A 15,016-nucleotide genomic window follows, 5' to 3' on the forward strand; every position below is an offset into this window, starting at 1 on the left:
TAGGGAGGACCTGCAATGAAAGACCACGCTGAGGCGCCGGCCACGCTGGCGCTGTCCGAAACACTGGCGCGCTACGCCGCCGGCTTTGAGGCCGCTGCCATTCCCGCGTCGGCGCGCGAACGTGCCCGCCTGTTGATGCTGGATTCCATCGGCATTGCGCTGGCCTCGCACGGTTATGAGTTTTCGCGACGCGCGCTGGCTGCCATCGGCGAACTGGACGGCGGCGGCGACAGCGTCGTGATAGGGTCGTCCCGGCGCATGGATCCGCGCAATGCGGCGCTGGCAAACGGCGTGTTGATCCACGGCCTGGACTACGACGATACGCACGCGCGCGGGGTGATCCATGCCACGGCGTCGGTCCTGCCCGCCGTGCTGGCCGTGGCCGCGCGCGATGACCGTTCCGGCGCCGACATGCTGGCCGCCTATGTGCTGGGCATGGAAGTCGCCACGCGCCTGGGCGCCGTGGCCAAGGGGGGGTTTCACCAGGTGGGGTTTCATCCCACCGGACTGATCGGCGCCTTCGGCTGCACGCTGGCGGCCGGCTGGCTGCTGGGGCTGGATGCGCAGCAGCTGGTGGATGCCCAGGGCATCGCGCTTTCCACGGCCTCGGGCAGTCTGGAATTCCTGAATGATGGCGCCTGGAACAAGCGCATGCATCCCGGCTGGGCGGCGTGCGCGGGCATCACGTCCGCCACCTTCGGCAAGCATCGCTACACCGGCACGCGGCTGGCCTACGAAGGCCGCTTCGGACTGTACGCCAGCCACCTGGGCGCGCTCGATTACGACCTGGGCCTGGCCACGGCAGGGCTGGGCACACAGTGGGAAGTCGAACGCGTGTCGGTCAAGCCGCTGCCGGCCTGCCACTTTACGCATGCCGCGGTCGATGCGGCCGCGCGCCTGCATGCGCAGGGCGTGCGGCCGGAGCAAGTGCGCCGCATCACCGTGCTGGTGCCCGCCGAAGTCGTCAAGACGGTGTGCGAGCCGGAGGCCTCCAAGCGCAAGCCGGCCAACAGCTACGAAGCGCAGTTCAGTATTCCCTATCTGGTGGCCACCGCCTTGTGCAAAGGCCGATTGACGCTGGACGACCTGGAAGAGGCCGCGCTGCACGACCCGGCGGTGCTGGGGCTGTGCGCCCTGACGGATTATCGCCACGACCCCGACAGCGACTTCCCGCTGCATTACGGCGGCGAAGTCATCGTCGAGCTGCAGGACGGTCGCACGCTGCGCGAGCGCGAGGCGGTCAACCGCGGCGCCGAAGACCGGCCGCTTGGCGCTGACGACATACGCGCCAAGTTCCACGACAACGCGCGCCGCCAGGTGTCCGCCGAGCGCGCCGCCGCGATCGAGGCGTGCGTGCTGGGGCTGGAGCAGGGGTCGGCGCGCGCGCTGGCCCAGGGCCTGGCGCAGGCATGAGCGAGATATTCACATGGAGACCGGCATGAACTCACATGACGAAAGCCAGGAACGCCTGATCCTGGATATGGTGGGCCGCTTCCTCGAACAGGAAGTCCGCCCGCACGTCTGGCAATTCGAGCACGACGATGTATACCCCGTGGAAATCGTCGAAAAAATGAAGGAAATGGGCCTGTTCGGCTGCCTGATCGCGCCCGAGTACGGCGGCCTGGGCCTGTCCACGGTGACCTACGCCCGGATCATCGAGCGCATCTCCGAGGAATGGATGTCGCTGTCGGGCATCCTGAATTCGCACCTGATCATGGCCATGTGCGTACAGCGCAATGGCACCGAAGCGCAGAAGCAGGCCTTCCTGCCGCGCTTTGCCACCGGCGAGCTGCGCGGCGGCATCGGCCTGACCGAACCCGATTGCGGCACCGACCTGCAGGCGATCCGCACGGTGGCGCGCCGCGAGGGCGATGACTACGTGGTCAACGGCAGCAAGATGTGGATCACCAATGGCTATCACGGCAACTGCTTCGCGCTGCTGGTCAAGACCGACCCGCAGGCCGAGCCGCGCCACAAGGGCATGAGCCTGTTCATCGCCGAAAAAGGCCCGGGGTTCACGGTCAGCCGCCAGCTGGAAAAGCTGGGCTACAAGGGCATTGATTCCACCGAACTGGTGTTCGAAAACTACCGCATTCCGGCCGACCGCCTGATCGGCGGCGCCGAAGGCCGCGGACTGCAGATGGTGCTCAACGGCCTGGAGCTTGGCCGCATCAACGTGGCCGCGCGGGGCGTGGGCGTGGCGCAGGCCGCGCTGCGCGAAGCGGTGAAGTACGCCCAGCAGCGCAAGACATTCGGCAAGCCGATCTGCGAACACCAGGCCATCCAGACCAAGCTGGGCGACATGGCCACGCGCACCGATGCCTCGCGCCTGCTGACGTTGCGCGCGGCCGAAGCCTACGACCGCGGCGAACGTTGCGACATGGAAGCCGGCATGGCCAAGCTGTTCGCCACCGAAACCGCTGTCGAGAACAGCCTGGAAGCCATGCGCATTCACGGCGGCTATGGATACTCCAAAGAATATCTTGTCGAGCGCTTCTATCGCGACGCGCCGCTCCTGGTAATAGGGGAAGGCACCAACGAAATGCAGCGCATCATCATCGCCCGGCAACTGGTGCAAAGGAACCCCATATGACCCTGCCGTTGAACGGATTGCGCATCGTCTCGGTAGAGCAGTACGGCGCCGGGCCCTTCGGCACGCAGCACCTCGCCGACCTGGGCGCCGAAGTCATCAAGATCGAAAACCCGCGCGATGGCGGCGATGTGGGCCGCGCCGTTGGCCCGCATTACTTCGGCCCGGGCGACAGCCACTTCTACCAGGCTTTCAATCGCAACAAGAAGAGCGTCACGCTGGACCTGAAACACCCCGAAGGCCGGCAGGTGCTGCACGACCTGTGCAGGCACGCCGATGCGGTGTTCAACAACCTGCGCGGCGACTTGCCGGGCAAGCTGGGGCTGACCTACGACACCCTGCGCGAGGTGCGGCGCGACATCGTGTGCGTGCACCTGTCGGCCTACGGACGCGACGGCGAGCGCGCGGGCTGGCCGGGCTACGACTATCTGATGCAGGCCGAGGCCGGCTATCTGTCGCTGACAGGCGAGCCCGACGGGCCGCCCGCCCGTTTCGGCCTGTCCATCATCGACTTGATGACGGGCACCACCGCCGCGCTGGGGCTGGTGTCGGCCGTGCTGGGCGCGCGCCAGAGCGGCGTGGGGCGCGACGTGGACGTCAGCCTGTTCGACGTGGCCCTGCACAACCTCTGCTACGTGGCCACCTGGTACCTGAATGGCGGCCACCAGACCGGCCGCGCGCCACGGTCGGGGCACCCGTCGCTGGTGCCCAGCCAGCTGTACCGCACGGCCGACAGCTGGATCTTCGTGATGTGCAACAAGGAAAAATTCTGGCCGTTGCTGGCAACGGCCATGGACCATCCCGAATGGGCCGAAAACCCCGACTACCGCACGTTTGCCGACCGCCTGCGCAACCGCGAGCGTTTCAACGAGGAGCTCGAGGCGGTGTTCACGACCCGATCCACCGCCGACTGGATGGAGCGATTCGCCGGGAAGGTGCCCGCCGCGCCGGTTTATGATGTGGCCCAGGCGTTGGACAACCCCTTCGTGCATGCGCGCGGTTGCCTGCTTGATGCGTACGATGCCCAGGGCCAGGCCGTGACAAGCGTGGCCCCGCCCATTCGCTGTCCCGGCGAAGCGCCACTGGCGCGCGCCGCGCCGGCCATGGGCGCCGATACCGATGAATTGCTGGCGCAGGCGGGCTACGATGCCGGCCAGATCGCCCGACTGAGGAAAAGCGCAGTTCTATGACTGTAAAGATCGAAGCGCCCGGCGGCCGGCCTCGCTATCTTCAGCTGGCCACCACGCTGGTCCACGAGATACGGACGGGCCGGTACCCAGTGGGCGGCCTGCTGCCCACCGAGTTCGAATTGTGCGACCAGTTCGGAGTGTCGCGCTTTACCGTGCGCGAAGCGGTCAAGCAACTGGTGCAGATGGGCATGGTGACCCGCCAGCCGGGCGTGGGAAGCCGTGTGCTGGCGGCGGCGCCCGTTACCCAATATACGCAGACCATGTCGGGCATCACCGACCTGCGGCAGTATGCCTACGAGACCTCGCTGGAAATCGAAGGCCAGGCGCTGCTGGAAGTGCAGGGCGAACTGGCCGATACCCTGGATGCCTCGCCCGGAGAAACCTGGCTGCACGTCTGGGGCTTGCGCTATACCGAAGCGCACGACGCGCCCATCTGCATGACCGACGCGTACGTCGCGCCGGCATTCCGCTCCGTATCCGGGCTGAGCGGGCGCATGACGCGCGCGCTGTATGCCGTGCTCGAAGAGCAATTCGACCTGCAGATCAAGACCGTGCACCAGGACATCCGTGCCGTGGTGCTGGACAAGGCCGCCGCGCGGCGCCTGGATGCCAAGCCGGGCTCGGCGGGCCTGCGGCTGGAACGCCGCTACCTGGATGCGCGCGACGAGCTGGTCGAGCTGGCGATCAGCGTGCACCCCGCCGATCGCTTCACGTATCGCGAGTCCTTCCGGCGCGACTGGCAGGTGTCGATGTGAAGCTGGGTGGGGCGGGTGTCCTGGTCATTACCCTGGCCATCCAGTCGCTGGTGGCGGCGGCCGCGCTGGTGGTGCCGGTGCTGGCGCCGGTGCTCAGCGAGGCAGCCGGCGTGGGCGCCGAGCTGGTGGGCGTGTATGTGGCGCTGGTCTACATGGGCGCCATGGCGGGCAGCCTGAGCGCCGGCAGCTGGGTGGCGCGGCTGGGCGCGATGCGCGCCAGCCAATGGGGGCTGGGTCTGTGCGCCGCCGGCCTGCTGTGCAGCCTGTCGGGCCAGGTGTGGCTGCTGGCCGTGGGCGCCGTCTTGCTGGGCCTGGGCTATGGGCCCATTACGCCGGCCAGCTCGCATTTGCTCATCCGCACGACGCCATCGCACCGCATGTCGTTTGTGTTTTCCATCAAGCAGACCGGCGTGCCGCTGGGCGGCGTGCTGGCAGGGCTGCTTGCGCCCAAGATGGAAATCGCCATGGGGTGGCGCGGCACGCTGCTGGCCACGGCGCTGGCGTGCCTGGCGTGCGCCGCGCTGGCGCAGCTGGTGCGGGCCGGGCTGGACGCAGACAGGCGTCCGGGCCGCAGCGCCGGGCTGGGCGACCTGGCCGCGCCGCTGGCGCTGATTTTCTCGCGGCGTCCGCTGGCGCTGCTGGCCGGCGTGTCCCTGTGCTTTTCTGCCGTGCAGTGGTCGTACAGCGCGTATGTGGTCACCTACCTGCACGACAGCCTGGCCTACACCCTGGTGGCAGCCGGGATGATGCTGTCTGTGGGCCAGGTGGCCGGCGTGGCCGGGCGCCTGCTATGGGGCTGGTGCGCCGATCGTTACCTGGGCCCCGTCATGATGCTTGCGGCGCTGGCCCTGATGATGGCGTTCGGCATATTGGCGCTGGTCTTGCTGCCCGCGGGCGCGCCCGTGCCCGTGGTTGCGCTGGCGCTGGTGGTGCTGGGCGCGGCGGCGGTGGGCTGGAACGGCGTATACCTGGCCGAAGTCGCGCGGCAGGCGCCGCCCGGCAAGGCCAGCCTGGCCACTGGCGGCGCGCTTACCTGCACCTTCCTGGGCGTGGTGCTGGGGCCGCCGCTGTTCGGCGCCATCGCCGCGCTGCTGGGCGGCTATCGCCCGGCCTTTGTGCTGATCGTGATTCCGGCGCTGGTGTTCGGCCTGTTGCTGGCCACGCAGCGCCGCCATTTTGCCGCACCGGAGCCCGCCGATCATGCATCGTCTGCGTAGCCTGCTGTTCGTTCCCGGCGATCGCGCCGATCGCTATGCCAAGGCTGCCTCAACGGGCGCCGACGCCATCATCCTGGACCTGGAAGACGCCGTGCTGCCAGATGCCAAGCCGGCCGCGCGCGACGCCGTGGCCGGCTGGATCCACCAGACGCGCCACTCCGCCATCGTCCGCGTCAACAGCGCCGCAACGCCCTGGTTTGAAGACGATCTGCGCGCGCTGGCGCGGGCGGGCTGCCGGGCTGTCATGGTGCCCAAGGCCGAGTCCCCTGATGTGCTGCGCCGCGCGCGTACCATCGTCGGCCACGACGCGGCGCTGTTTCCCCTGATCGAAACCGCCCAGGGCGCGGAATGCGCGCGCGAGCTTGCGCGCCAGCCCGGCGTGGCGCGTTTGGTGTTCGGCAGCGTGGACTATGCACGCGACACAGGCATCCAGGACGAGCAGGGCTGGCTGCCCGCGCGCATCGGCCTGGTGTTGGCCTCGCGCCTGGCGGGGCTGGCCGCGCCCATCGACGGCACGACGCTGCAGTGGCACGACGAGCCGGCCGTCCGGGCAGCGGCGGCGGCGTCGCGCCGCCTGGGGTTCGGCGGGCAGCTGTGCATCCATCCGCGCCAGGTCGAGCCCGTGAACCAGGGGTTCATGCCAACGGACGATGAACTGGCTTGGGCGCGCCGCGTGGTGCAGGCGGTGGCCACGGGCACGCATGGCGCCATCACCGTCGATGGCAAGCTGGTCGACAAGCCTCTGCACGATATTGCGCTGGCCTGGTTGCGGCAGGCGGGCTAGGCCGCGGTTGTTGTCAGTCCGATAGTCGTCCACTACACTGCCTGCACAGATCGTGAATCGCGACGCGCGCTTCTGAAGCGCCTGGCGCGTCGCATCGGCACGTGACCGCGGGAGGGCTGATTGAGCAAGTCGGCAACCGATAGGTACCTGGCCGCAGGCCCGATGATCATGGCCGGCGACGCGCCGCCGTGTGCCTGCCGCACGGCCCCCACGCGGCGTATCCCCCACGAATTTCCCGTCGATATCCCCTTTGTCGCCCCGGCCGCGCAGGCCGGCGGCGTGTCGTTGCAACTGTCGTCGCACACCCGGCCTGCCGGCAGGCGCAGGCCCTCGCCGTGCCTGCGCAGTGCCCCGCGCTCCAGCCTTTTGTTCACGTCAACCGTTCGACGTCCGCGCCGCGCATGGCCGGCGCCGTCCCACTTGCCGCCTGACCTGAGGATAGATAATGAGCCACTTCCTAGACCGCCTGACGTACTTTCGCAGATCGCGGGACAAGTTCGCCGACGGGCATGGCATTACCACGGACGAGTCGCGCGATTGGGAAGACGCCTATCGCAAGCGGTGGTCGGCCGACAAGATCGTGCGCTCTACCCATGGCGTGAACTGCACCGGTTCCTGTTCCTGGAAAATCTACGTCAAGGGCGGGATCGTGACGTGGGAAACGCAGCAGACCGATTATCCCCGCACCCGTCCTGACCTTCCCAACCATGAGCCGCGCGGCTGCCCGCGCGGCGCCAGCTACAGCTGGTATCTGTATTCGGGCACGCGGGTCAAGTATCCGCTGGTGCGCGCCCGGCTCATCAGGCATTGGCGCGAAGCCCGCAAGACCCTGTCGCCGGTCGCGGCCTGGAAGTCCATCGTGCAGGACAGCGGCAAGCGCCATGACTGGGTGTCCCGGCGCGGGCGCGGCGGCTTCGTGCGAGTGGGGTGGGACGAGGTCACCGAACTCATCGCGGCGGCCAACGCCTACACCATCAAAGAATACGGCCCCGACCGCATCGCCGGGTTTTCGCCGATTCCGGCGATGTCGATGATCTCTTACGCCGCGGGCAGCCGCTACCTGTCGCTGATAGGCGGCAACCTGCTGAGCTTCTACGACTGGTATTGCGACCTGCCGCCCTCGTCGCCGCAGACCTGGGGCGAGCAGACCGACGTTCCCGAGAGCGCCGATTGGTACAACGCCGCGTTCCTGCTGGTGTGGGGCTCGAACATCCCCATGACGCGCGCGCCCGATGCGCACTTTTATTCGGAAGTGCGCTATCGCGGCGCCAAGAGCGTGGTGATTGCCCCCGATTTCAACGAGGCGGCCAAGTTCTCGGACCTGTGGCTGCATCCCAAGCAGGGCACGGACGCCGCCCTGGCGCTTGCGCTGGGCCACGTGGTGCTGCGCGAGTTCCACATCGATCGCCAGGTCGATTACTTCGACGACTACACGCGCCGCTATACCGACTTTCCGTTGCTGGTGACCCTTGCCGAGCGCGATGGCCGCCTGGTTCCCGACCGCCTGCTGCGCGCCGCCGACCTGCCCGGCGCGCTGGGCGAAACCAATAATCCCGACTGGAAGACGGTTGCCTGCGACGAATTGTCGGGCGAACTGGTGGCGCCCCTGGGCTCGGCGGGTTTCCGCTGGGGCGAGCAGGGCAAGTGGAACCTCGAAAACAAGGACGGCGCGGGCCGCGAGGTGCGGCTGCGCAAATCGCTCGCCGGCCATGAAGATGCGATCGAGCCGGTGGCGTTTCCGTATTTTGGCGGCACGGCCCCGCATGATTTCGTGGCCACGGGGCATGGCGACGTGCTGATGCGCAACGTGCCGGTAAAGAAAGTGGCCACCGTCGATGGCGGCAGCGTCATGGTGGCTACGGTGTTCGATCTGTTCTGCGCCAATTACGGGCTGGACCGCGGTTTCGGCGGCGGGAATGTCGCAACCGGCTACGACGAAGACGTGCCGTTCACGCCCGCCTGGGCCGAGAAGGTGACCGGCGTGCCGCGGCAGGCCATTATCCAGGTGGCGCGCGAATTCGCCTCTACGGCCGAGAAGACGCGCGGCCGCTCGATGGTGATCCTGGGGGCCGGCCTGAACCACTGGTACCACATGGACATGAGCTACCGCGGCATTATTTCGCTGCTGGTCATGTGCGGCTGCGTCGGCCAGTCGGGCGGGGGGTGGTCGCATTACGTCGGCCAGGAGAAACTGCGTCCGCAGACCGGCTGGCTGCCGCTGGCGTTTGCGCTGGACTGGTCGCGGCCCCCGCGCCACATGAACGGCACCAGCTTTTTCTACGCGCACACCGACCAGTGGCGCTACGAGACGCTGAAGTTGTCGGAAATTCTGTCGCCGCTGGCGGATGCAGCCGATTGGCCGGGCACCATGATCGACTACAACGCCAAGGCCGAGCGCATGGGATGGCTGCCATCCGCGCCGCAATTGCAGGCCAACCCGCTGGACCTGGGGCGCCGCATCAAGGAAAGCGGCGCGGACCCGGCCGCCGTGGTGGCCGAAGGCATGCGCAACGGCGATATCAAACCCGCCAGCCTGGATCCGGACCATCCCGTCAACTGGCCGCGCAATATGTTCTTCTGGCGATCCAACGTGCTGGGCGCGAGCGGCAAGGGGCACGAGTATTTTCTGAAGCACCTGGTGGGTTCGCTGCATGGCGTGGTGGGATCGGACAACGACCGCGAACGCATCAGCAAGCCGCAGGACGTGGCGTGGCGGGACGAGGCGCCCGTGGGCAAGCTGGACCTGATGGTGAACATCGACTTCCGCATGTCGACCACCAGCATTTATTCCGATGTGGTGCTGCCTACGGCAACCTGGTACGAAAAGCACGATCTCAATACATCGGACATGCACCCTTTCATCCACCCGCTGTCCGCCGCGGTAGACCCGGCCTGGGAGGCGCAGAGCGACTGGAATATCTTCCGCGCCATCGCCAGGCAGTTTTCCAGCGTGGCGCCGGAAGTGCTGGGCGTCGAGCACGATGTGGTGCTTACCCCCATCCAGCACGACACCCCGGGCGAACTGGCCCAGCCTTATGAACCCAAAGACTGGCTGAAGGGCGAATGCGAACCCGTGGCGGGCAAAACCATGCCCTCGGTGACTCTGGTGGAACGCAATTATCCCGAGACCTACGCGCGCTTTACCTCGATGGGGCCCCTGCTGGAAAAGCTGGGCAACGGCGGCAAGGGCATAGGCTGGGACACGCGGCATGAAGTCGAGCTCCTGGCGGACCTGAACGGCCGGGTGGCCGAGGGCCCGACGGCGGGCCGGCCCAGGATCGACACCGACATCGACGCCTGCGAGACCATCCTGATGCTGGCGCCCGAAACCAATGGAGAAGTGGCGCTGAAGGCCTGGGCCGCGCTGGGCAAGGTTACGGGACGCGACCACGGGCACCTGGCCGAAGGCAAGGAAGAAGAAAAAATCCGCTTTCGCGACATTGTTTCCCAGCCGCGCAAGATCATCTCGTCGCCTACCTGGTCAGGAATCGAGAGCGAAAAGGTCTGCTACAACGCCGGCTACACCAACGTGCACGAGCTCATTCCGTGGCGCACGCTGACCGGCCGCCAGTCGTTATATCAGGACCATCACTGGATGCGGGCGTTCGGCGAGGCGTTCGCGACCTGGCGCCCGCCCATCGACACCCGGACGGTGCAGCAGGTGGTCGGCAAGCTGCCCAACGGCAATCCGGAAATCCTGCTCAACATCCTGACGCCGCACCAGAAGTGGGGCATCCACTCCACGTATACCGAGAACCTGATCATGCTCAGCCTGAACCGCGGCGGGCCCACAGTGTGGATCAGTGAAGACGACGCGCGCGCCGCGGGCATCAGCGACAACGACTGGATAGAGGTGTTCAACGTCAACGGGGCCTTGACCGCCCGCGCGATCGTGTCGCAACGCATCATGCCGGGTTCGGCCATCATGTACCACGCCCAGGAAAAGCTGGTGAACACCGTGGGCTCGGAAATCACGGGGCAGCGCGGCGGCGTGCACAACTCGGTGACCCGCATCAACATGAAGCCCACGCACATGATAGGAGGCTATGCGCACCTGGCCTACGGCTTCAATTACTACGGCACGGTGGGGGCCAACCGCGACGAGTTCGTGGTGGTGCGCAAGATGAGCAAGGTGAACTGGTTCGACAAGCGCGCCGACGACGCGGCGGATGTCGAAGCCGGTACTGCCGATCGGGGCGTGGGAATCAAGGAGGCGGCAAAATGAAAGTGCGCGCGCAGATTGCAATGGTGCTGAACCTGGACAAGTGCATCGGCTGCCATACCTGTTCGATCACCTGTAAAAACGTCTGGACCAACCGCGAAGGCATGGAATATGTCTGGTTCAACAACGTTGAAACCAAGCCGGGCATCGGCTACCCCAAAGACTGGGAAAACCAGGACCGCTGGAAGGGCGGCTGGGTGCGCCGCAAGAACGGCAAGATCGTGCCCAGGCAGGGGGCCAAGTGGCGCATCCTGTCGAAAATCTTCGCGAATCCGCACCTGCCGGAAATCGACGACTTCTACGAACCCTACACCTTTGAATACGAATGGCTGCAGGCCGCGCCCGAACTGCAGGCGCAGCCCACCGCGCGGCCGCGCTCGCTGGTCACGGGCGAGCTGCTCAGCAAGATCGAATGGAGCGGAAACTGGGAAGACATGCTGGGTGGCGAGTTCGAAAAGCGCAGCCACGACTACAACTTCGAGGGCATCGAAAAAGAAATCTACGGGCAGTTCGAAAAGACCTTCATGATGTACCTGCCCAGGCTGTGCGAGCATTGCCTCAACCCGGCCTGCCTGGCGTCGTGTCCATCGGGGGCCATCTACAAGCGGGCCGAAGACGGCATCGTGCTCATCGACCAGGAAAAATGCCGCGGCTGGCGCATGTGCGTGTCCGGGTGCCCGTACAAGAAAATCTACTACAACTGGTCCAGCGGAAAATCCGAGAAGTGCATCTTCTGTTATCCGCGTATCGAAACCGGCCAGCCCACCGTCTGTTCCGAAACCTGCGTGGGCCGCATCCGCTACCTGGGGGTCGTGCTGTATGACGCCGACCGCATCGAACAGGCCGCGTCCGTCGAGAATCCGCACGATCTGTATCCGGCGCAGCTGGGCGTGTTCCTGGATCCCAACGATGTGCAGGTACAAGAGCAGGCGCGGCGCGACGGCGTGCCCGAACAATGGCTGGAGGCCGCGACGCGCTCGCCCGTGTACAAGATGGCCGTTGAATGGAAGGTGGCGTTTCCGCTGCACCCCGAATACCGGACGCTGCCCATGGTGTGGTACGTGCCGCCGCTTTCGCCGATACAGTCCGCCGCCGAGGCCGGCAAGATCTCGGCCCGCGACGGCATGCCCGATGTGCGCTCGTTGCGCATACCGCTGCGCTACCTGGCCAACCTGCTGACCGCCGGCGACGAGGCGCCCATCGCCCAGGCGCTGGAGCGCATGCTGGCCATGCGCGCCTACATGCGCGCCAAGAGCGTCGATGGCCGCATCGACGATTCGATTCCGCAGCGGGTCGGCCTGGACCGCGCACGCATCGAAGAGATGTACCGCATCATGGCGCTGGCCGCTTACGAAGACCGCTACGTCATCCCCACGGCGCACCGCGAGTTCGAAGAAGACGCCTATGCGCTGCGCGGTTCAACCGGCTTCGGTTTCCAGGAGGCCACCAGCGGCAAGACCAAGGTCAACTTGTTCGGCGGGGCCAAGCGCGCGCCGCGCAACCCCATGATGGACGTGCCGACATGAAGCATCCTTCCATGCAACTCACCCTGCGGGCATGCGCGGCCTTGCTCGCCTACCCGTCGGCGGAACTGCAGGCGCATGTCGGCGACATCCGCGCCGCGCTTGCCGGCGAAGGCGCGCTGCCGCGGCGCGCCCAGGCGGGCCTGCAAGGCTTGCTGGACAGGCTGCAGACCGCCGACCTGCTTGATCTGCAGGCCGGCTACAGCGACCTGTTCGACCGTTCGCGCTCGCTGTCGCTGCATCTGTTCGAGCATGTGCACGGCGACAACCGCGAGCGCGGGCAGGCCATGATAGACCTGGGCGAGCAATACGTCGCTTCCGGGTTCTACCTGCAAGGCAACGAACTGCCCGACTTTCTGCCTGTGTTCCTGGAATACGTGTCATGCCTGGAGCCGGCCGAGTCGCGCGAAACGCTGGCGCAGCCGGCGCACGTTTATGCCGCCATTGCAGACCGGCTTGACAAGCGGCAATCGCCCTACGCCGGCATCTTCCATGCGCTGGTGGCGCTTGCCGACGGCAAGTACGACGCCGAGGCGCTGCGCGAGCTGCAGGCGCGCGAGCCCGACGACGATCCGGCCCGCGTGGATGATGAGTGGGAAGAGGCGCCGGTCACATTCAACGTCGCCGCTACCGGAGGCATCGGCGCCGCCGCCGGCGTGGCCGTGCCGATCAAGGTGGTGCGCCGCACATCAAGCAAGGAGCCGAGGCCATGAGCGACTTCATCAATCAACTCGCATTCGGCTGGTATCCCTACCTGGCCGTGACCGTGCTGGTGGTGGGCAGCATCCTGCGTTTCGACGCCAGCCAGTACAGCTGGCGTGCGCAGTCCAGCCAGTTCCTGCGGCGCCGGCAGATGGTGCTGGGGTCGAACCTGTTCCACATGGGCGTGCTGGTGTTGCTGGTGGGGCACTTCGTCGGCCTGTTGACGCCGGTGACGGTGATCGACCACCTGGGCATCGGGCACGGTTTCAAGCAGGCCGCGGCGCTGGTCGTGGGCGGCATCGCGGGCGTGATGGCCTTTATCGGATGCTCGCTGCTGCTGCACCGCCGCCTGTTCGACCCGCGCATCCGGCGCAGCTCATCGTGGGGCGACATTCTGGTGCTGGTGCTGATCTGGCTGCAGCTGGTGCTGGGCATCGCCACGACGTTCTGGACCATGCAGCATATGGATGGCAGCGAAATGCTCCGATTCATGAGCTGGGCACAGGGCGTGCTGACCCTGGATCCGTCGGCGCCGGCAAATATCCGTGACGTGGCGCTGGTCTACAAACTGCATATCATCCTGGGGCTGACCTTGTTCCTGATCACGCCGTTCACGCGCCTCGTGCATATCTGGAGCGCGCCCATCTGGTATCTGCTGCGGCCGGGCTTCCAGATCGTGCGCGCGCGCGCGGCGCGGCAGCCTGTGTCGCCCACGCGCGGGCCGGCCGGCGTGGCGCCCAGCTATGGCGGCACTACCGTGTTGCGCCAGAAAGCCGAAAGCGGGCAGGAGGGCGCGTAATGGAATCGGTCGAAGTCATCCGTTTTTATGGCTCCCGGCCGCACGCGGATGCGGCCATGCCGCAGGCTTGCGCAAGCGGCGGCTGCGGCGGCCCCGAACCGCTGCTGCCCGCGCCGCCCACGTTCGGCGAGGTCAGCATCAACGGCGTGGAAATTAGCCCCGAAGCCATCGCGCGCGAAATCCAGCACCATCCGGCGCCCGATGCCGAAACTGCCTGGACGGACGCGGCGCGCGCGCTGGCCGTGCGCGAGCTGCTGCTGCAAGAGGCGCGCCGGCTGGGCCTGGAACCCGACCCCGAAACCGATGAAGCCGGCCGCATCGAGCCCGACGATGACGCGCTGGTGCGCAAGCTGCTCGAGCAGCAAGTCCATGCCGAGCAGCCGGGGCAACCCGAATGCCGCCGGTATTACGAGCTGAATCGGGAGCGGTTCCGCACGCCTGATCTGTTCGAGGCCGCGCACATCCTTATCGAGCCCGAGGCCGATGACGAATCTGCCTGGCTGGCGGCGCGGCAGCGGGCCGATTCCATCGCCGCCCGCGTGGCCGACGACCCGGCCGCGTTTGCCGCCGCGGCCCGCGCGTGCTCGGCCTGCCCGTCGGCACAACAAGACGGCTCGCTGGGACAGGTGCGGCGCGGCGAACTGGTGCCGGCCGTGCAGCAAGCGCTGGAGCGGCTGCCCGAGGGCACGACCGGCCGCGAGCCGGTGCGGTCGCGTTTTGGCTGGCACGTCCTGCGGTTGCAGAGGCGCATCCCGGGGCAGATACTGCCGTTTGACGCCGTTGCGCCCAGGATCGCCGACATGCTCGAGGCGCGCAGCTGGTCGGTGGCGGCGGGGCGCTACGTCGCCGGCCTGGCCGAGCGCGCCGACGTGGCCGGCATACGCATACAGGAGGCATGACCGCGATGCCGATGCTGGGCGATATCCTGGCCAGCGCGCGCGACGGCGCGCCGCGCTTCGAGGCGTGGCTGCGCCAGTCCGATGCCGCGCTGGCGGCGCGGGTCGCGTCCGCCGCGTCCGCCGACGGCCTGACGCCGGCCGCCTTTGTGCGCGTTGCGGTGGCCGATTTTTCGCGTCATGCCAATGAAGAAGACTGGGCTACGCTGACATCGGCGATCCGCAACGATGCCGATCCGGGAACTACCTGCCTGTTGGCCATGGTTCACTGGCGCCTGAGCCTGCCGGCCTGCACACACCGGTCGCCAAGCCGGGACACGACGCCCTGAGGAATCCAC

At 67.0% G+C, this 15,016-nt stretch carries 12 protein-coding genes; all 12 read left to right on the forward strand.

Annotated elements, in window-relative coordinates; translation table 11 throughout:
• Positions 1–15: 15 nt before the first annotated feature.
• Positions 16–1,413 (forward strand): MmgE/PrpD family protein, encoded by a 1,398-nt coding sequence (locus CAL19_RS03185; protein ID WP_094796009.1) that lies wholly within the window; start codon positions 16–18, stop codon positions 1,411–1,413.
• Positions 1,414–1,438: 25 nt separating this feature from the next.
• Positions 1,439–2,593, forward strand: a complete 1,155-nt coding sequence (locus CAL19_RS03190; RefSeq protein WP_026640917.1) for an acyl-CoA dehydrogenase family protein — start codon at positions 1,439–1,441, stop codon at positions 2,591–2,593.
• On the forward strand, positions 2,590–3,780 hold the full coding sequence (locus CAL19_RS03195) for a CaiB/BaiF CoA transferase family protein (RefSeq protein WP_094796010.1): 1,191 nt from the start codon (positions 2,590–2,592) through the stop codon (positions 3,778–3,780). Before CAL19_RS03190 ends, CAL19_RS03195 begins: the two co-directional genes overlap by 4 nt.
• Complete coding sequence (locus CAL19_RS03200) at positions 3,777–4,535, forward strand: GntR family transcriptional regulator (RefSeq protein WP_026640915.1); 759 nt, start codon at positions 3,777–3,779, stop codon at positions 4,533–4,535. Before CAL19_RS03195 ends, CAL19_RS03200 begins: the two co-directional genes overlap by 4 nt.
• The gene (locus CAL19_RS03205) at positions 4,532–5,752 is read left to right on the forward strand and encodes an MFS transporter (protein ID WP_026640914.1); all 1,221 of its coding nucleotides are present in this window, start codon (positions 4,532–4,534) and stop codon (positions 5,750–5,752) included. The genes CAL19_RS03200 and CAL19_RS03205 overlap by 4 nt, the downstream gene beginning before the upstream one ends.
• Positions 5,736–6,536, forward strand: a complete 801-nt coding sequence (locus tag CAL19_RS03210; RefSeq protein WP_026640913.1) for an HpcH/HpaI aldolase/citrate lyase family protein — start codon at positions 5,736–5,738, stop codon at positions 6,534–6,536. Before CAL19_RS03205 ends, CAL19_RS03210 begins: the two co-directional genes overlap by 17 nt.
• A 445-nt stretch (positions 6,537–6,981) precedes the next feature.
• Positions 6,982–10,761, forward strand: a complete 3,780-nt coding sequence (locus CAL19_RS03215; RefSeq protein WP_094796011.1) for a nitrate reductase subunit alpha — start codon at positions 6,982–6,984, stop codon at positions 10,759–10,761.
• Entirely contained in the window at positions 10,758–12,284 is a 1,527-nt protein-coding gene (gene narH / locus CAL19_RS03220; RefSeq protein ID WP_094796012.1) for a nitrate reductase subunit beta, read from the forward strand. Before CAL19_RS03215 ends, narH begins: the two co-directional genes overlap by 4 nt.
• Positions 12,281–12,994, forward strand: a complete 714-nt coding sequence (narJ, locus tag CAL19_RS03225) for a nitrate reductase molybdenum cofactor assembly chaperone (RefSeq protein ID WP_212589885.1) — start codon at positions 12,281–12,283, stop codon at positions 12,992–12,994. The genes narH and narJ overlap by 4 nt, the downstream gene beginning before the upstream one ends.
• The gene (gene narI / locus CAL19_RS03230; RefSeq protein WP_026640911.1) at positions 12,991–13,782 is read left to right on the forward strand and encodes a respiratory nitrate reductase subunit gamma; all 792 of its coding nucleotides are present in this window, start codon (positions 12,991–12,993) and stop codon (positions 13,780–13,782) included. The genes narJ and narI overlap by 4 nt, the downstream gene beginning before the upstream one ends.
• Positions 13,782–14,681, forward strand: coding sequence for a peptidylprolyl isomerase (locus CAL19_RS03235; protein ID WP_094796013.1), 900 nt, complete (start codon positions 13,782–13,784; stop codon positions 14,679–14,681). Before narI ends, CAL19_RS03235 begins: the two co-directional genes overlap by 1 nt.
• Positions 14,678–15,007: a hypothetical protein gene (locus CAL19_RS03240; RefSeq protein WP_051423873.1), complete on the forward strand. Its 330-nt coding sequence runs from the start codon at positions 14,678–14,680 to the stop codon at positions 15,005–15,007. The genes CAL19_RS03235 and CAL19_RS03240 overlap by 4 nt, the downstream gene beginning before the upstream one ends.
• The last annotated feature ends 9 nt before the right edge of the window (positions 15,008–15,016 follow it).

This window comes from Bordetella genomosp. 7, from assembly GCF_002261265.1.
In the GTDB taxonomy this organism is placed as follows: domain Bacteria; phylum Pseudomonadota; class Gammaproteobacteria; order Burkholderiales; family Burkholderiaceae_B; genus Bordetella_A.